The organism is Streptomyces avidinii, assembly GCF_014650695.1.
GTDB classification, from domain to species: domain Bacteria; phylum Actinomycetota; class Actinomycetes; order Streptomycetales; family Streptomycetaceae; genus Streptomyces; species Streptomyces avidinii.
In genome coordinates, this window is sequence record NZ_BMVL01000014.1 from 143,099 (window position 1) to 160,499 (window position 17,401).

The 17,401-nt window shown below is 72.4% G+C and carries 15 protein-coding genes; 9 read left to right on the plus strand and 6 right to left on the minus strand.

The features are described from left to right. Positions 1-122: 122 nt before the first annotated feature. The 6 genes from IE257_RS29950 to IE257_RS29975 all read left to right on the plus strand — a co-directional run bounded on the left by IE257_RS29950 (position 123) and on the right by IE257_RS29975 (position 6,790). Complete coding sequence (locus IE257_RS29950; RefSeq protein ID WP_229920735.1) at positions 123-2,312, plus strand: putative bifunctional diguanylate cyclase/phosphodiesterase; 2,190 nt, start codon at positions 123-125, stop codon at positions 2,310-2,312. A gap of 268 nt (positions 2,313-2,580) precedes the next feature. Further along, entirely contained in the window at positions 2,581-2,877 is a 297-nt protein-coding gene (gene gatC, locus IE257_RS29955; protein WP_030010586.1) for an Asp-tRNA(Asn)/Glu-tRNA(Gln) amidotransferase subunit GatC, read from the plus strand. A gap of 5 nt (positions 2,878-2,882) precedes the next feature. After that, a complete protein-coding gene (gatA, locus tag IE257_RS29960; protein WP_030010587.1) occupies positions 2,883-4,376 on the plus strand; it encodes an Asp-tRNA(Asn)/Glu-tRNA(Gln) amidotransferase subunit GatA in 1,494 nt (497 codons plus the stop codon). Beyond that, complete coding sequence (locus IE257_RS29965; RefSeq protein ID WP_030010588.1) at positions 4,373-4,618, plus strand: hypothetical protein; 246 nt, start codon at positions 4,373-4,375, stop codon at positions 4,616-4,618. Before gatA ends, IE257_RS29965 begins: the two co-directional genes overlap by 4 nt. 16 nt (positions 4,619-4,634) lie before the next feature. After that, positions 4,635-6,146, plus strand: a complete 1,512-nt coding sequence (gatB, locus tag IE257_RS29970) for an Asp-tRNA(Asn)/Glu-tRNA(Gln) amidotransferase subunit GatB (RefSeq protein ID WP_033224568.1) — start codon at positions 4,635-4,637, stop codon at positions 6,144-6,146. Between the two features lie 128 nt (positions 6,147-6,274). Beyond that, complete coding sequence (locus IE257_RS29975) at positions 6,275-6,790, plus strand: hypothetical protein (RefSeq protein ID WP_229920736.1); 516 nt, start codon at positions 6,275-6,277, stop codon at positions 6,788-6,790. A gap of 144 nt (positions 6,791-6,934) precedes the next feature. Here IE257_RS29975 and IE257_RS29980 read toward each other — a convergent pair whose 3' ends face one another. From IE257_RS29980 to IE257_RS29990, 3 genes are all read right to left on the minus strand, one after another. Then, positions 6,935-8,875, minus strand: a complete 1,941-nt coding sequence (locus tag IE257_RS29980; RefSeq protein ID WP_189973003.1) for a protein kinase domain-containing protein — start codon at positions 8,873-8,875, stop codon at positions 6,935-6,937. 227 nt (positions 8,876-9,102) lie between these two features. After that, on the minus strand, positions 9,103-9,714 hold the full coding sequence (locus IE257_RS29985; RefSeq protein ID WP_189973004.1) for a GNAT family N-acetyltransferase: 612 nt from the start codon (positions 9,712-9,714) through the stop codon (positions 9,103-9,105). Beyond that, positions 9,711-11,831, minus strand: a complete 2,121-nt coding sequence (locus tag IE257_RS29990) for a penicillin acylase family protein (protein WP_229920742.1) — start codon at positions 11,829-11,831, stop codon at positions 9,711-9,713. Before IE257_RS29990 ends, IE257_RS29985 begins: the two co-directional genes overlap by 4 nt. Positions 11,832-11,973: 142 nt before the next feature. Here IE257_RS29990 and IE257_RS29995 point away from each other — a divergent pair, with 142 nt between their 5' ends. Next, complete coding sequence (locus IE257_RS29995) at positions 11,974-12,708, plus strand: siderophore-interacting protein (RefSeq protein WP_189973006.1); 735 nt, start codon at positions 11,974-11,976, stop codon at positions 12,706-12,708. Between the two features lie 76 nt (positions 12,709-12,784). Here IE257_RS29995 and IE257_RS30000 read toward each other — a convergent pair whose 3' ends face one another. From IE257_RS30000 to IE257_RS30010, 3 genes are all read right to left on the minus strand, one after another. Continuing rightward, the gene (locus IE257_RS30000; protein WP_189973007.1) at positions 12,785-13,003 is read right to left on the minus strand and encodes a hypothetical protein; all 219 of its coding nucleotides are present in this window, start codon (positions 13,001-13,003) and stop codon (positions 12,785-12,787) included. Between the two features lie 34 nt (positions 13,004-13,037). Beyond that, a complete protein-coding gene (locus IE257_RS30005) occupies positions 13,038-13,538 on the minus strand; it encodes a DinB family protein (protein WP_189973008.1) in 501 nt (166 codons plus the stop codon). A gap of 97 nt (positions 13,539-13,635) precedes the next feature. After that, complete coding sequence (locus IE257_RS30010; RefSeq protein ID WP_189973009.1) at positions 13,636-14,442, minus strand: GNAT family N-acetyltransferase; 807 nt, start codon at positions 14,440-14,442, stop codon at positions 13,636-13,638. A gap of 55 nt (positions 14,443-14,497) precedes the next feature. Here IE257_RS30010 and IE257_RS30015 point away from each other — a divergent pair, with 55 nt between their 5' ends. After that, the gene (locus tag IE257_RS30015; RefSeq protein WP_189973010.1) at positions 14,498-14,932 is read left to right on the plus strand and encodes a cupin domain-containing protein; all 435 of its coding nucleotides are present in this window, start codon (positions 14,498-14,500) and stop codon (positions 14,930-14,932) included. Between the two features lie 181 nt (positions 14,933-15,113). Further along, on the plus strand, positions 15,114-17,363 hold the full coding sequence (locus IE257_RS30020; protein WP_189973011.1) for an MMPL family transporter: 2,250 nt from the start codon (positions 15,114-15,116) through the stop codon (positions 17,361-17,363). The last annotated feature ends 38 nt before the right edge of the window (positions 17,364-17,401 follow it).

Below are 17,401 nucleotides of genomic sequence, written 5' to 3' on the forward strand. Positions count from 1 at the left end.
CGCGTCCTACTGTTGAGGGGTGCGCCTGTCGTGCACGGCTGCAGGATGCGATTTCGGCCGTGGTGGCATGACATCGGGGCCATCGCGTGACATCGGCATCGCCGGCTGTGAGAGGTACGGGCATGAAACCCACCGAAAGCGCCGACCCGTCACCTGAATTCGGCGGGGAACTCCCGTCCATGCGGGCGGGCCGGGCGGGCAGACTCGGTGTCCTGGGTACCAGGGCACCGGAGACCCGGCCGATCGACACCGGTGCGGGCGGGCAGGAGCGGCGCGGTGTGCTGCCCTTCCTCGTCGTGGGCCTCGCCGTCGTGGTGCTCACCGCCGGCATCGTCACCGCGCTGAGCGGTCAGCACGCGCTGTTCCCCGGCGGGCCGGTCGGCTGGGCCCTCGCCCTCCTCACCGGCATCATCGTCGGCCACCTCGTCGCCCTCGGCCGCGACCGCTGGTGGGGCGGCACCGGCTCGGGCGCGGCCCTCACCCTCGGCGTGCTCATCCTCTACGGATGGGTCCCCGCCGGACTGGTCTCCCTGGCCGTGGTCTCCCTGGTCGGGGCCGCGCGCCGGCACCGCTGGCGGCAGGGCCTGCTGCACGGCTCCGTGGACATCCTCGGCATCGGCGCGGGGGCCCTCGTACTCGCCGCCTTCGGCGAGGTGCCCTCCGTCGAGACCCCGTGGCTGCCCACCTTCTGGGGGCTGGAGGCGGTCCCCGAGATCGTCCTCGTCGCCGTCGCCTACCTGCTCGCCACCCGCGTCCTGCTCTGGATCGCGCTGGCCCCGCGCGGCGGCGGCCTGCCCACCGTCGCCCGTACCGCCCTGATCCGGCAGGCCTTAGTAGCGGTCGCGCTGCTCGGCATCGCCCCCCTGATCTGCGTCGTCGCCGTCGCCCAGCCGGTCCTGCTGCCGCTGTTCGCCGTACCGCTGATCGCGCTGGACTCCACCCTGTGGATCGCCCGGGCGCGCGCCGAGGAGCAGCTGCGGGACCCGCTGACGGGGCTGCCCAACCGGCAGTGGCTGCTGGAGCGGGCCTGGTCCGCCCTGGACGAGGCCGAACGCTCGGGCACCCGGGCCGCCCTCGTGCTGATCGACCTGGACCGCTTCCGGGCGGTCAACGACACCCTGGGGCACCTCGCGGGCGACCGCCTGCTGCTCCAGATCGCCGAACGGCTGCGCCAGGCCCTGCCCGAGGACGCGGAGGCGGCCCGGCTCGGCGGCGACGAGTTCGCCGTCCTGCTCCCCTTCGCCGACTCCACCACCAGCGCCCAGCGCATCGCCCGCCACCTGGTCGCGGAGCTCAGCTCCCCCCTCGATCTGGACGGCCTCACGCTCGTCCTGGAGGCCAGCGCGGGCCTCGCCGTCTTCCCCGACCACGCGCTCGACGCGGAGGGACTGCTGCGGCGCGCGGACGTCGCGATGTACCAGGCGAAGCGCGACCGCACCGGCGTGGAGGTGTACGAGTCCAAGAGGGACAGCAACACTCCCGACCGCCTGGGCCTCCTCGGCGACCTCCGCCGGGCGCTGGACGCCGGCGAAGTGGAACTCCACTATCAGCCGAAGGTCCGCTTCGACGGCCAGGTGGCCGGACTCGAAGCCCTCGTACGCTGGGTGCACCCGGAACGCGGCCGGGTCTCCCCGGACGAGTTCATCGCGATCGCCGAGACCTCCGGGCTGATGCCGCACCTGACGGAATACGTACTGGAGACCGCCCTCGCCCAGGTGGCGCGGTGGCGGGCCCAGGGCCTCAAGGTCCCGGTGGCCGTCAACGTCTCGCCGCGTGACGTCCACACCCCCGGCTTCGCGGGTGCGGTCGCCGCACGACTGGCCCGCCACGGGGTCCCGGCGAGCGGTCTCCAGCTGGAGATAACGGAGCACGTCCTGCTGGAGGACCCCCAGCGGGCCGCGGACACGATGGCCGGGCTCACCGGGCACGGCGTGAAGATGTCCCTGGACGACTTCGGCACCGGCTACTCCTCGCTCGTCCACCTGCGCCGCCTTCCGGTCAGCGAGCTGAAGATCGACCGGTCGTTCGTCGGCCGGCTGGCGGTCGACGCGCAGGACGCGGAGATCGTCCGCTGCACGGTCGACCTGGCGCACTCCCTGGGCCTGCTGGTCGTGGCGGAGGGCGTGGAGGACGACGAGACCTGGGAGCGGCTGCGGGACCTGGGCTGCGACGCGGTCCAGGGCTGGCTGGTCGCCGCCGCCATGCCGCCGCAGGAGGCCACCGCCTGGCTGCTGGCCCGCGGCGAGCGCGGCTGGCGCCGCCCGGCAGACATCACGGCGGAGCTCGCCGCCGCGGAGGCCGACGCGGTCTGACTCCCGTCGGGGGGCGGTCGGGCCTGCGGGTGCCGCGCCGCTGCCGGGCTTCGCCCCGGACCCCGCGCCTCAAACGCAGGCGGGGCTGGACATTTCAGCCCCGCCGGCGTTTGAGGCGCGGGGTCCGGCGGCGCCCGGAAGCACCGCGCAGCGGCCCCGCACCCGCATCCGTACGGGCACGGCCGCAAACCGTTTAGCAGGCCGAGCGCCCGGCCCCATAGGATTGAGCCCGAAACTACACATCCACCCACCCCCAGAGGATCGCTGCATGCCTGGCATTACGCGCGAGGAGGTCGTCCACCTCGCTCGGCTGGCGCGCCTTGAGCTGTCCAGCAACGAGCTGGATCACTTCGCCGGACAGCTCGGCGACATCATCGGCGCGGTCGCCCGTGTTTCCGAGGTCGCCGACCAAGACGTCCCGCCGACCTCCCACCCGCTGCCGCTGACGAACGTCATGCGCGCGGACGAGGTCCGTCCGTCGCTCACCCCCGAGCAGGCGCTCTCCGGTGCTCCCGCCCAGGAGCAGCAGCGTTTCAAGGTGCCGCAGATCCTGGGGGAGGACTAACAACCATGGTCGACATCATCAAGCTCACGGCCGCACAGACCGCCGAGAAGATCGCCTCCGGCGAGCTCACGGCCGTCGAGGTGACCGAGGCCCACCTGGCCCGCATCGACGCCACCGACGAGAAGGTCAACGCCTTCCTGCACGTGGACCGCGAGGGCGCGCTCGCCCAGGCCCGCGCCGTCGACGCCAAGCGCGAGGCCGGCGAGAAGCTCGGCCCGCTGGCCGGTGTGCCCCTGGCCCTCAAGGACATCTTCACCACCGTCGGGGTTCCGACGACCGTCGGTTCGAAGATCCTCGAAGGCTGGATCCCGCCCTACGACGCCACCCTGACGCGCAAGCTCAAGGAAGCCGACGTCGTCATCCTCGGCAAGACCAACATGGACGAGTTCGCCATGGGGTCCTCCACCGAGAACAGCGCCTACGGCCCCACCGGCAACCCGTGGGACCTCACCCGGATCCCCGGCGGCTCCGGCGGCGGCTCCGCCGCGGCCCTCGCCGCCTTCCAGGCCCCGCTGGCCATCGGCACGGACACCGGCGGCTCCATCCGCCAGCCCGCCGCCGTCACCGGCACGGTCGGCGTGAAGCCCACGTACGGCGGTGTCTCCCGCTACGGCATGGTCGCGTTCTCCTCCTCCCTCGACCAGGGCGGGCCCTGCGCGCGCACGGTCCTGGACGCCGCGCTCCTGCACGAGGTGATCGCCGGGCACGACCCGCTCGACTCCACCTCCATCGACGCCCCGGTCCCGCCGGTCGTCGAGGCCGCCCGCAACGGCTCGGTCGCCGGCATGCGCGTCGGTGTGGTCAAGCAGTTCGCCGGTGAGGGCTACCAGGCCGGAGTCGTCCAGCGCTTCAACGAGTCGGTGGAGCTCCTCAAGGAGCTCGGCGCCGAGATCGTCGAGCTGGACTGCCCGTCCTTCGACCTCGCGATGGCCGCGTACTACCTGATCGCGCCGTCCGAGTGCTCCTCGAACCTCGCCCGCTTCGACGCCATGCGCTACGGCCTGCGCGTCGGCGACGACGGCACCAAGTCCGCCGAGGACGTCACGGCCCTGACCCGCGAAGCCGGCTTCGGCGACGAGGTCAAGCGCCGCATCATCCTCGGCACGTACGCGCTCAGCTCCGGCTACTACGACGCGTACTACGGCTCCGCCCAGAAGGTCCGCACGCTCATCACCCAGGACTTCGAGAAGTCCTTCGAGCAGGTCGACGTGATCGTCTCCCCGACGACTCCGACCACCGCCTTCCCGATCGGTGAGCGCACCGACGACCCGCTGGCGATGTACCTCGCGGACCTGTGCACCATCCCGACCAACCTGGCCGGCAACTCCGCCATGTCGCTCCCCTGCGGCCTGGCTCCGGAGGACGGTCTCCCGGTCGGGCTGCAGATCATCGCCCCGGCGATGAAGGACGACCGGCTCTACAAGGTCGGTGCCGCCGTGGAGGCGGCCTTCGTCGCACGCTGGGGTCACCCGCTGCTTGAGGAGGCACCGTCCCTGTGAGCACCAGTGCACTGACCAAGGCCAAGGGCTTCAAGAAGTCCAAGACCGGCACCTACCTGTCGATCGGCACCACCGCCTTCGGCGCGATCAGCGTGATCAAGCAGGTCAAGAAGGCCCGCAGCGAGCACGACGTGCTGAAGCTGGTCGACGCCGCCGTGTCCGCCGCCGCCATCGTCACCGGCCTCGCGATCCTGTACCGCGAGCTGAAGCGCCTGGGCGACGACGACGTCCTGCTGGGCTGAGAGGGAAAGTTTCACCGTGACCACCTTCACCGAACTGCTCTCGTACGAGGACGCTCTCGCCTCGTTCGACCCCGTCATGGGCCTTGAGGTCCATGTCGAGCTCGGCACCAAGACCAAGATGTTCTGCGGCTGTTCCACCGAGCTGGGCGCCGAGCCCAACTCGCAGACCTGCCCGACCTGCCTCGGTCTGCCCGGCTCCCTGCCGGTCGTCAACGCGATCGGCATCGAGTCGGCCATCAAGATCGGTCTCGCGCTGAACTGCGAGATCGCCGAGTGGTGCCGCTTCGCCCGGAAGAACTACTTCTATCCGGACATGCCGAAGAACTTCCAGACCTCCCAGTACGACGAGCCCATCGCCTTCAACGGCTTCCTGGACGTCCAGCTGGAGGACGGCGAGATCTTCCGCGTGGAGATCGAGCGCGCCCACATGGAGGAGGACACCGGCAAGTCGCTGCACGTCGGCGGCGCCACCGGACGTATCCACGGCGCGTCCCACTCGCTGCTGGACTACAACCGCGCCGGCATCCCGCTCATCGAGATCGTCACCAAGCCCATCGAGGGCGCGGGCGAGCGGGCCCCCGAGGTCGCCAAGGCGTACGTCGCCGAGCTGCGCGAGGTCATCAAGGCGCTCGGCGTCTCCGAGGCCCGCATGGACAAGGGCCAGATGCGCTGCGACGTGAACCTGTCGCTGCGCCCGACCCCCGAGTCCGAGTTCGGCACCCGCTCGGAGACCAAGAACGTCAACTCCCTGCGTTCCGTCGAGCGCGCGGCGCGCTTCGAGATCCAGCGCCACGCGGCGGTGCTCTCGTCGGGCGGCTCGATCGTGCAGGAGACCCGGCACTTCCACGAGGAGGACGGCTCCACCACGGCCGGCCGCATCAAGGACAACGCCGAGGACTACCGGTACTTCCCGGAGCCCGACCTGGTCCCCGTCGCCCCGGCCCGCGACTGGGTCGAGGAGCTGCGCGCCGGTCTGCCCGAGATGCCGCGCGTACGCCGCAACCGGCTCCGCGAGGAGTGGGACGTCACCGAGCACGACATGCAGTCGATCCTCAACGCGGGCGCGGTGGACTCCATCGTCGCCACCATCGAGGCCGGTGCCGACTCGGCCGCCGCACGCAAGTGGTGGATGGGCGAGCTGGCCCGCAACGCCAACGAGCAGGGCGTCGTCGTCGACGAGCTGCCGATCACCCCGGTGCAGGTGGCCCGGGTCGCGGCGCTGGTCGCGGACGGCTCGCTCAACGACAAGCTGGCCCGCAAGGTCCTCGAGGGCGTCCTCGCCGGCGAGGGCACCCCGGACGAGGTCGTCGAGAAGCGCGGCCTGAAGGTCGTCTCGGACGAGGGCGCGCTCGGCGCGGCCGTGGACGAGGCCATCGCGGGCAACGCGGCCATCGCGGACAAGATCCGCGGCGGCAAGATCGCCGCCGTCGGCGCGCTGGTCGGAGCGGTCATGAAGACCACCCGCGGCCAGGCCGACGCCGCACGCGTCAAGGAGCTCATCCTGGAGCGCCTGGGCGTCTCCGAGTAACGCTCCCCACAGAACGACGGCCCCGCACCGGCCCACCCGGTGCGGGGCCGTCGCCGCTCCGGGCACACTGTGGTCGGGGTGATCGCCGCGCGCGGGGCGCGGGGTCGGTGGGAGTCGGGGGGTGCGCCGTGGAGATCGGTGCGATGGTCATCGCGGTGGCGGGTGTCGCGGGCACGCTGGGCGGCGCGCTGCTCACGCAGCGGGGTGCCGAGCGCACGAAGCGCCGCGAGATCGAGCTCGTGCGCGCCCACGACGAGAAGCGCGAGAACCAGGCGCTGCGGCGCACCTGCTACGCGGACCTCAACCGGGACGCCCGGCAGTTCACCACCGCACTCAACCGGCATCTGCACACCCTGCGGGAACGCGGGGCCGAGGACGCCGACCGGGCCGCGCTCGACGCCGCGAAGGACGCCTTCCGCGACCGCTACTCCGAGGCGCAGATGATCGTTCCCGATACCGTCCTCGCGCCCGCGACGCTGGTCCACCATGCCCTGACTGCCGTGTACGGGCAGGTGAAGCGCCTGGAGCGGGGCACGCCGGAGGTGGGGGAGTCGATGGAGTCGGCGGTGGAGGCGCAGCAGGCGATCTGGGACCCGCTCCGGGAGATGCGGGCAGCCATGCGCGCAGACCTCGGCGTCGGCTGAGGTCGGCGGGCGGTCAGGAGGCACCACCCGGTTCGGGCGGAACGGCTTCGGGAACCCCGCCACGGCGCTGGGCAGCGGGCCGGGCACGGTCTGTGTGGGGCGGCCCGTGGGCTCGTCGGGAGCGAGCCCGCGGGACGCCCTTCGTCAGCGCTTGAGGACGGGGGCGGCGATGACGGCGCTGCCGGTGTCCTTGCAGCCCTCCTCCACCTTCAGCCGCAGGCGCAGGGCCCCCTTGATGTCCAGGGACTTGGTGACCGGCTTGCCCAGGTGGACGGCCTCGGAGAAGATCGCGGGCTTGTCGTCCACGGAGATGGTCACGCGGGCCGATTCCATGGTCGAGCCGTCGTCGATGCCCGCGGTGAACTCCAGCGTGGACCAGGCGCGATTGACGTCGTACTCGACGGTCGCACCGTAGTAGCAGCTGCCGATGAGGGCGGCCCCGTACTCCTTCGTGTTCAGCTTGGCCGAGCCCACGTCGAAGTGCCGGACCTGTCCCACCGACGACAGCACGGTCAGATCGGCCACGTTGCTGTCCTTCACCGAGCCCGGGCCGCCGGGGCTCGACGAGGCATCGGGAGCGGTGGAGCTCTCGGGAGTCGAACCGGAGGTCGTGGGGTCGGTCGACGCAGTCGCCGAAGCCGACGCGGAGGCCGGAGCCGAAGCCTGCGGCGCGCTCGTCCCGCCGGGCTTCCCGCTCGCCGCGGTGTTCTCCTTGTCCTTGTCGCCCAGGAGCCGTACGCCGACCACCGCGAGGCCGGCCAGCACCAGCACCGCGGCCACCGAGCCGATGACCAGGCCGGTCCGCCGCCGCTTCCCGGGGCGCACCGGGCCGGGGTCGGGGGCCGGGCTCAGGTTGTACGTGGGCCCGTACCCGGCGGGTACCGCCGACGGCTCGGGCTCCGGCTGGGGCTGCGGGGCCGGGTCGGGGACGGGCACAGGTGTGGGCGCGGGGGCCGGGGCGGTGGAGGCCGGTTCCGTCCGCACCTGTTCGACCGGCCGGGCCGCCTCGACCGGCCGGGCCGCCGCGGCCGGCCGGGCCGCCTCGACCGGCGGGGCCGGCTGCGCGGTCGGCGTGTACGCGGGCGGCGGGGTCACCGGCTGCGGCGGGACCGCGGGCGGTGCGACCGCCGGCGGCGGTGGGGCGGCCGGCATGGGCGGAGCCTGCTGGGCGGCCTGCTGCGAGGTCGCGGTGGTCGTGGACACCACCGCGTGGCGGACGTCCTTCATCCAGCCGGCCAGACTCACCGGCCGCTTCCCCGGATCGGCCGAGTAGATCGCGGTGATCCGCGCCCGCTGTTCGGCGTCCAGCACGGCGATCTGCGGCAGCGCGGTCAGCGCCTGCGACAGCTGCTCCGGCGTGGCCGGCGGGGACTGCCCGCTCAGCAGGAAGTAGGCGATCGCTCCGAAGGCGTACCGGTCGGTGCCCGGGGTCCGCTTGCCGTCGAAGACCTCCGGCGCCGCGTAGCCCGGGGTGAACCAGACCTCGGCCGTCTGGTGGTCGGCGGTCAGCTTGCTGAGGCCGAAGTCCACCAGGGTGGCCTGCCCGTGCTCGTCGACCATCACGTTGCCGGGGGAGAGGTCGCCATGGACGACCTGGCGCCCGGACGGGGTGGCCTTCCCCGAGTGCAGCCAGTCCAGTACGTCGGCCAGCTGCTCCAGCGTGCGCATCACCTCACGCCGCTCCGCGGCGGTGGCCAGGGTCCGCTCGGCCCGCCAGTCCCGCAGGTCCAGCCCGTCGACGTGGTTCATGACGAGGACGAGCGCCCGCCCGGTCAGGGTCGAGGACTCCCCGGGGCGGTGGATCGGTGGCCCCTCGAAGTGCTCGCGCACGCCCACGACACCGGGCCGGTGGACGAACCGCAGCAACTCGGCCTGCTCGTTCCACTTCTGGCTGATCCGGTCGAAGATGTCCGGCGTGATGGTCGTCTTGGAGTCGAGCACCTTGACGACCACGGGCTCGGAGCCACCGGCGAGTTCGATCTCGGCGAGATAGAGCACGGCCTCCCCGCCGCGCCCGATCGAGCGCAGCAGGCGGTACCGGTCGGCCGCAGAGTCCGGACCGATGTGCAGGTTCTGACTGGTCAATGTCCCCCACCTCAAGGTGCTTTGAGAGGCCAACAGCTTCCCGGGGGGAGGTGCGCGAGGTCAATCGGAATCGGGAATCCCCGTGGGGGTTCACTCTTTTCGTCCGCGAGCGGCGGGGGAGCCCGCCGCCGGACGCGCCCCGGACATGCCTCCGGGCGCCCGGCTCGGGGAACCGCCGACGGGGCGGGTTCCGTTCGCCGGCCGCCCGGCCGAAGGGGCGGCGCGGGTCAGGCGGTCGCCGACGCGGCCTCCGGGGCGCTGAAGAAGGCCAGCCGGGCCGGCTTCGCGGGGAGGTAGACCTCCGGCAGGTCGATCTCCGGAAGGACGACCTCCGGTCCGAGCACGAAGCCGGTGCGCTCCATGCGGGCGATGGCCTTGGTGTTGCGGGCGTCCGGTTCGACGACCACGCGCCGCGCGGCGCTGTCGGAGAACACGAAGCCGATGAAGGCGGCCATCAGGGCGCCGGTGAAGCCGCGCTCGGTCGCACCCTCGGTCGGGCCGATCAGCAGGTGCACGCCGACGTCCCCGGGCCGGACGTCGTAGCACTCGCTGACGCGGTCCTCGGCGCAGTCGTACGTCTGGAACAGCGCGACCTGCTCACCGTCGCGGCTGACCATGAAGGCGTGGTGGGTGGTGCGGCGGTCGACGTCCTCGTAGATCTCCTGGACCAGTTCGCGGCTGGCCTCGCCCATGCCCCAGAAGCGGGCCCGCTCCTGCGTGACCCAGTTGTGGATCAGCGCGGAGTCGGCGGCCGGGTCGACGGGAGTGATGGTGACGGTACCGAAGCCCTCCACGGCCTGGGTGTGCACGGGCTGTCCGACGGAGGGGGCGGAGGTCATATCGATTCCTTGGTGAGACGGGTCCAGTCGGTGACGACGGGGACGAGTTCGCACTCTGCCCACAGGGGCAGCTGGTCGCGGTGGTGGGGTGCGCCGGTGACGCCGTCCGCGCCCAGCGGGACCGCCCAGAGGCTGTCCTCGCGGCGGGCGAGGTCCCATACGTAGCGGGCCGCCGACGCGCGGGCGGTGAGGTCGGTGAAACCGGGAACGGTGGAAGTGGCGTTCACGCAGTCGTGGTCGCCGCCGAGGCCGGGCCACTGCGTGGCCTCCAGGTCGGGCACGGCCTGCCAGGGGGTCAGCCGGTGCACCTCCGACCAGGGGGTGTCGGGGGTGTCGGCCGCGGCCGTCTCCTCCAGGGCGGCCCGGACGTGCGCCGCACGGTCGAGGCCGGGGACGAGCGAGGTGGTGAGCAGGCCTTCGAGGGCGTAGCCGATCTTCGGGACCAGGTACAGCCACGGGTGGAAGACGGCCGGGCCGGGGGGCGCGCCCCACAGGCCCTCGAAGACGGGGTCGGCGGCGAAGCGGCGTACGGTCGCGCTGCGGAAGGCCGAGAAGACGGTGGCGTCGGTGCTGTCGGCCGCCATGTGCCGGTCCCAGGCCAGCAGCCGGGTGCGCAGGGCCTCGGCCGCAGGAGTCAGGTCCTCGAAGCCGGGCAGCAGGGCGAGCAGGGGCGCGGCCGAGGCCAGGTGCGTGTCCCGGTGTACGTCGGCCATCGCCTTCGGGGACCAGTGCGCGGAGCCGCTGAGCAGCTCGCGGATGCGGTTGGCGCGGTGCGGGGGAGCGAACTCCACGCCGAGCGGGGAGGCGATCCCGCGCGCGTTGGCCATGACGGCGAAGCCCTGCACCGGCTCGGCGGGGGTCGGGGCCCAGCCCTGCCAGGCGTGCTGGGGGTCCCAGGCGGGCACGGGACGCAGCCGGTTGGCCCGGTGGCGCAGCGGCACGGCGCCCGCGACGCGGTGCAGCAGCCCGCCCTCGGTGTCGGCGGCGTGGACGACGTTGACCGGCTCGGCCCAGTCGTCGAAGGCGCGGTCGATGTCGGCCACGGTGCGGGCGCGCAGGAGCGCGGGGAGGGCGGCGAAGCCGAGGTCCCGGCGGACCCGGGGCGGGTAGCGCAGGGAAAGGGTCTGGGCGCTGCCGTCGGCGGGGGCCACGGCGTCGGCGTCGGCATCGGCCCCGAGGTCGCCGTCCGCGTGGATGATCACGGGGCCGCGGGCGGTCTCCAGGATCTCCACCTCGACATCCTCGCCGCCGGAGACGGTGATGGTCTCGGTGTGGCGGGTGACGGGCTCCCAGGCGCCCTCCACGCCGAGGGCCTCGACGACGCCGTCGGCACTGCGGCGCAACTGCTCGATGTACAGGTCCTGGTAGTCGGACATCGCGTTGGTGATCGCCCAGGCGGCGGTGCCCGTGTGCCCGAAGTGGCCGAGGCCGGGGACGCCGGGGACGGCGAGGCCGAGGACGTCGTAGTCCGGGCAGGAGAGACGTATCTGCTGGTAGACGCCCGGGTCCTCGATGAACCGGTGCGGGTCGCCCGCGATGATCGCCGAGCCGGAGGTGGTGCGGTCGCCCGGGACCAGCCAGCCGTTGCTTCCGGCGGTGCCGGGGCCGTCGGTGGCGAAGAGGGTGACCGCCTCGTCGCCGAGGGCCCGGGCGACGCGCTCGCGCCAGAGTTTGGTGGCGAAGCCGGCGAAGAGGATGTGCGTGGCGATCCAGATGGCGAGCGGCACCCACGGTTGCCAGGGGGAGGGGGTGAGGCCGGTGCGCGCGAAGCGTTCGTCGCGGGCGGCGCCGGCGGCGAGCCCGTCGTTGACGCCGTCCACGTATGCGCGGACCCAGGCGGCGGTGGCCGGGTCGTCGGCCTCCATGGCCTCGTAGCAGCGGCGGGCCGTGTCGGCCAGCCGGGACTGGCGGGCGAAGCGGTCCCAGGTGACGGCGTCCGCGCCGAGGAAGGAGGCGCTGGAACCCTCGGCCCGATGCCGTTCGACCTCCAGCTGCCAGGCGCGGTCGAAGGCGGTCACGCGGCCCTGGGCGTGGACGAGGCCGAGTTCGTCGGCGGCGCGGAGGTGGGGGATCCCCCACTGGTCGCGGTGGACACCGTAGGATTCCGGGGTCTCCACGGAGGGCTCGCTCCGGTTCGTCCCGTACGACTGGGCGTCGCCGCTCTCGCTGCTGGCACTGCTCACGCTGCTCACACTCTTCCCCGACGTGCGTTTAGGTTAGGCTGACCTAACTATAGGGGTGTCAGGGGAGGGGTTGGACATGGCTGTCAGCAAGGGCTGGGAGGGCGTGGTCCTCAAGCTCATGCGGGGCAAGGACTTCACGTTCACGGTCACGGGAGCGGAAGACCTTACGGAGGACTACCGCCGGGTGAGCTTCACGGACGGTGGGCTGCTGGCGGCCGCCGGTGAGTCGCTGCATCCGACGATGTGGGTGCGCGTCTGGTTCCAGGGCGCGGGCAAGCCGCACCAGCGGGCCTACACGCTCGTGGACCCGGATCCGCAAGCGGGCACGTTCAGCTTCGAGTTCGCCCTGCACGACGGTGTCGCCAGTGCCTGGGCGCGCGGCGCCGAGCCGGGCGACACGGTCGACGCGACCGTCCAGGGCACCGGCTTCACCGCTCCGGAGCCGGCGCCGGAGCGGCTGCTCGTCATCGGGGACGCCGCGTCCCTCCCTGCGATCAACTCGCTGCTGGACGCGTACCCGCAGACGCCGGCAACGATCTGGTTCGAGACGCAGCACGACTCGGACGAGAAGCTGCCGATGCGCGTGGAGCAGGGCCGGCACGACATCCGCCGGGTGCGGCGGGACGGCACGGCCCTGGCCGACCGGGTGCGGTCCGAACTCCCCGAACTGGTCGGGGACCCGGAGTCGGCGTACGTCTGGCTGGCGTGCGACACGGTGACGACGCGCGCCCTGACGGGGTACCTGCGCAAGGACCTCGCGCTGCCCAAGCACCGGGTGAACGCGCTGGGCTACTGGCGGCCGGGAGCCTGAGGCGCGCCCCCGGCCGGTGGGCCTGAGGCACGCCCCCGGCCCACCGGCCGGTGGTACTGCTTGCCGGTCGGGCCGCCTACTGGATGGACACCTTGCAGGCGCTCACCGCGGTCCCGTTGGTCACGCCGCTCTTGGTCAGCCCGCTCACACACTGCTCGTGCTGACCTGAGTAGCCGGCGGAACACGCCGTCCGCACGGACTCCGGGGCCTCGCCGCCCTGTAGCTCCCGTTCGACCTGGTTGATGCAGGCCGAGACGTCCGCATGGGCGGCGGGGCCGCGAAGGCCGCGCCACACCCGCTGGGACCGTTCGCCCCGGTCAGAGCTCTGCCTAGGCGCCGGTGGCGCCGTCGATCCCCTCGCGGAGGAAGTCGGCGTGGCCGTTGTGGCGGGCGTACTCGTGGATGAGGTGGAGCATCACCAGGCGCAGTGAGGCTTCCTCCTTCCAGCTCGGCACGTACGCCTTCACGTCCAGGGACTCGGCGGCGGCCTCGATACGGCGGGCGTGCGCGACCTCGCCCTCCCAGGCGGCGAAGGCCTCGGCGCGGGTGCAGTCGGTGGCGTCGTAGGCCGCCTGGAAGTCGTGGGTGTCCGACCACAGGTGCGGGAGGTCCTCACCGTCGACGACGCGGCGGAACCAGTGCCTCTCGACCTCGGCCATGTGCCGGACCAGTCCCAGCAGGGACAGGGTGGACGGGGGCATCGAGGCACGGCGCAGTTCCTCGTCGCCGAGACCCTCGCACTTCAGGGCGAGAGTGGCCCGGTGGTAGTCGAGGAAGGTCCGGAGGGTCTCGCGTTCGTCGCCGGTCAGGGGCGGGCTGATGCGTTCCATGGGTCCGATCCTGCCGGTTGCTCCCGGGCGGGGGAACCCGGCGGCGTCCGGGGTGCGGGGTCCGGCGCCGAGCCCCGGCACGGTGCGGAGGGACGCCCTACGAGGCGGCGGCGGTCCACATGTACGGCACCGTCACGCCCAGCACCCCGAAGCCCAGCCGCTCCAGAATCGGACGGCTGTCGTCCGACGCGTCGACCTGGAGGTACGGGATGCCGAGCTCCGCCGCCAGGCGGGCGCGATGGGCCACCAGCAGCCGGTAGATGCCGCGGCCGCGCCACTGCGGGACGGTGCCGCCGCCCCAGAGGCCCGCGAAGGCCTTGCCCCGCCGCATCTCCATCCGTGCCGCGCTCACCGGGGTGTCGCCTGCCATCGCGAGCACCGCGGCGATGGTCTCCGGCTCCTCGCGCAGCCTGCTCAGCAGCTGCTCCCGGATGCGCGGCCGCTCCGTCCCGAAGGCACCCGCGTGGACCTCCATCATCAGGTCGACGCCCGCCTCGTCCGTCACCACCCGCAGCGTGATGCCCTCCGGCGGTTCCACCGGCAGCTTCGCGAGCTCGGACGTCAGGCCCACCATCAGCGTCTCGGGCGGCTCCGGCACGAAGCCCGCCGCGCGCAGCCGGTCGCCGAGGTCCGCCGGCCGGTCGTGGTCGTAGAGCTTCCACTCGAACTCCGGACAGCCGCGCCCCTCGAAGAAGGCCACTTGCGCCGCGATCTCCGCGTCCGCAGTCTCCTCGTCGAGGTCCGACCAGAGCACGCCGTTCCACCCGAGCCCGGACACCGTGTGCCGTACGACGGCTCCCGCACGCTCCACGCTCGCCTGCGGGGCGTCCGCCTGAGCACCTTCGCGCACCTCGGCGTCGAAGTGGGCCCGCACCTTCATCAGTTCATCAAGATCGATCGTCATACCCCCAGCTCACCAGTGTCCGGACGGTTGCGACAACTGCATTAGCCTCACCTGCGTGAATCACGACTCCACCATCTACACCGGTAAGGCCACCCCCGACGCCGCCGCCGACCGCGGCTGGCTCCTCGGCCACTTCAAGGACCCCTCCGATCCGCGCCACAGCGAGGACGTGGAGATCAAATGGGGCGTTCACCCCAAGGGCGACGAGCGGGAGCGGTGGGCGACCGCCGAGAAGCGCACCGCACTGCTGGTGCTGATCAGCGGCCGCTTCCGGCTGGAGTTCCCCGGGCGCACCGTCGTCCTCGCCGAGCAGGGGGACTACGTGCTGTGGGGGCGCGGCGTCGACCACTCCTGGTACGCGGAGGAGGACGCCGTGGTCCTCACCGTCCGCTGGCCCTCGATCCCCGGCTACCGGGTGGACGAGCCCGACGATCAGGACGCGTCCCAAGAGCAGTGGGAGACCGGCCACTCGGGCCGCCCGGCGCTGTGACGATGCCCACGAAAGGGGCCAACGATCACGAAACGCTGAGATCGTGGAGGGTGTGAGCCATCTGTGCCGAACCCTCCCGGGGTGATCCCCCGGGCCCCTCGGCCGGGCCTTCACGCGTTCATGCGTTCTTTGCGACGGGCCGACTCCCGGTAAAGATCCGAACCACCAGGGAGCACGTCCGTTGGCTGTAATCGCACGCTGGTGCATGCGCCACCGTCTCTTCGCCGTGCTCATCTGGCTGCTCGCCCTGAGCGGGACCACGGCGGCCGCAGTGACCGCCGGATCCGCGTTCTCCAACAACTACGAGGTCCCCGGCACCGAGTCCGGCAGGGCCAACGCGCTCCTGCGCGAGGGCTTCCACGGCCAGGGCGGCGACACCGACACCATCGTGTGGCGGGCCCCGGACCGGCAGAGCGTGCGCACCCCGGACATCGAGGAGCGCATGACCCGGGCCCTCGACGCCGTCGCCGGACTCCCCGGCGTCGGATCGGTGGCCGGCCCCTACGGCCCGGGCCCCGAGAACGCCGCACGGATCAGCCCCGACGGGCGCACCGCCTACGCCGTGGTGACCTTCGACCAGCAGGCGGACGCCGTACCCAAGGCCCAGGCCAGGGCGGTGGTCGACGCGGCGAAGAACGCCACCACCGAGGCCGGCGGCCTCCAGGTCGAACTGGGCGGCCGGGCCATCCAGCTCACCGAGGCACCCACCGCGCACCTCGCCGAGGTCATCGGCGTCGCCGTCGCGGCCCTGGTGCTCTTCCTCGCCTTCGGCTCGCTCGCCGCGAGCCTGCTGCCCATCGCGACCGCCCTGGTCAGCGTGGGCACCGCCTATTTCGGCATCACCCTCCTCGGGCACGCGATGCCGGTCGCCGACTTCGCCCCGATGCTCGGCACCCTCGTCGGCCTCGGCGTGGGCATCGACTACGCGCTGTTCATCGTCACCCGGCACCGCAAGGCCCTGGTGCGGGGTGCCACCGTGGAGGAGGCGGCCACGAACGCCGTCGCGACCACCGGCCGCGCCGTCGTCTTCGCCGGCGCCACCGTCTGCATCGCGCTCCTCGGCATGCTGGTGCTGCGGCTCGACTTCCTGAACGGCGTGGCGATAGCGGCCTGCGTGACCGTGATCCTGACGGTCGCCGCTTCGGTCACCCTGCTGCCCGCCCTCCTCTCGTACATAGGCGTGCGCGCCCTCTCGCGCCGCGAGCGCCGCAGGCTCGCCGTCGAGGGACCGCGGCCCGAGCAGACCTCCGGATTCGCCGCCCGCTGGTCCTCCTTCGTCGAGCGGCACCCCAAGGTGCTGGGCGTGGTCGCCACCGCGGTCATGGTGGTGCTGGCCCTGCCCACCCTCTCCCTCCACCTCGGCACTTCCGACCAGGGAAACAATCCGGCCACCTCCACCACCCGGCAGGCCTACGACCTGCTGGCGGAGGGATTCGGCCCCGGCACCAACGGCCCGCTCACCGTCGTGGCCCGGCTGGACGGCGCCGGCGACCGGCTCGCCGTGGACCGGCTCGCGCAGGCGCTGCGTACCACCGAGGGCGTCGCCTCCACCGGCCCGGCGGTCCTCAACCGCAGCGGCGACACCGCCGTCCTGACCGTCGTACCGGACTCCGCGCCGCAGTCCCGGGCCACGAGCGACCTCGTCGACACCCTCCGCCGGGACGTCATCCCCGGCGCCGGGCAGGGCAACTCCATGGAGATCCACGTCGGTGGTGTGACGGCCGCCTACGACGACTTCGCCGAGGTCATCATCGGGAAGCTGCCGCTCTTCGTCGGCGTGGTCATCGCGCTCGGTTGCGTGCTCCTGCTGCTGGCCTTCCGGTCCATAGGCATCCCCCTCAAGGCGGCCGCCATGAACATCGCCGCCGTGGCCTCCTCCTTCGGCGTCGTGGTCGCGGTCTTCCAGTGGGGCTGGGGCAGCGAGCTGCTGGGCCTGGGCAGCGCCGGCCCCATCGAACCCTTCCTGCCCGTGATCATGGTGTCCGTCCTGTTCGGACTGTCGATGGACTACCAGGTCTTCCTCGTCAGCCGGATGTACGAGGAATGGCTGGCGACCGGTGACAACAGACGGGCCGTGCGCGTGGGCCTCACCGAGACCAGCCGTGTCATCAACTCGGCCGCTGTCATCATGATCTCCGTCTTCCTGGCCTTCGTCCTGAGCGGCGACCGGATCATCGCGATGTTCGGCATCGCGCTCGCAGCGGCCGTGGCCCTCGACGCCTTCGTGCTGCGCACCCTCCTCGTCCCGGCCCTGATGCACATGCTCGGCGGGGCCAACTGGTGGCTGCCGGCCTGGCTCGACCGGCGCCTGCCCCGGATCAGCATCGAGCCTCCCGAACGCCGCCCGCACGTGGAACTTCCGAGGCAGCGGCATACCCCGGACCCTGCCCCGAACGAGGACGGCGCCGAACCCGCCACCGCCTCCCGCTGATCCGGCCACGGCCTGGCGGATTCTCAGAAAACTCTCAG

What these genes read in the sequence shown, in the direction of transcription:
- IE257_RS29950 (WP_229920735.1), top strand. Translation starts at nt 123, where the DNA reads ATGAAACCCACCGAAAGCGCCGACCCGTCACCTGAATTCGGCGGGGAA.
- gatC (WP_030010586.1), top strand. Translation starts at nt 2,581, where the DNA reads ATGCCTGGCATTACGCGCGAGGAGGTCGTCCACCTCGCTCGGCTGGCG.
- gatA (WP_030010587.1), top strand. Translation starts at nt 2,883, where the DNA reads ATGGTCGACATCATCAAGCTCACGGCCGCACAGACCGCCGAGAAGATC.
- IE257_RS29985 (WP_189973004.1), bottom strand. Translation starts at nt 9,714, where the DNA reads ATGACCTCCGCCCCCTCCGTCGGACAGCCCGTGCACACCCAGGCCGTG.
- IE257_RS29995 (WP_189973006.1), top strand. Translation starts at nt 11,974, where the DNA reads ATGGCTGTCAGCAAGGGCTGGGAGGGCGTGGTCCTCAAGCTCATGCGG.
- IE257_RS30005 (WP_189973008.1), bottom strand. Translation starts at nt 13,538, where the DNA reads ATGGAACGCATCAGCCCGCCCCTGACCGGCGACGAACGCGAGACCCTC.
- IE257_RS30010 (WP_189973009.1), bottom strand. Translation starts at nt 14,442, where the DNA reads ATGACGATCGATCTTGATGAACTGATGAAGGTGCGGGCCCACTTCGAC.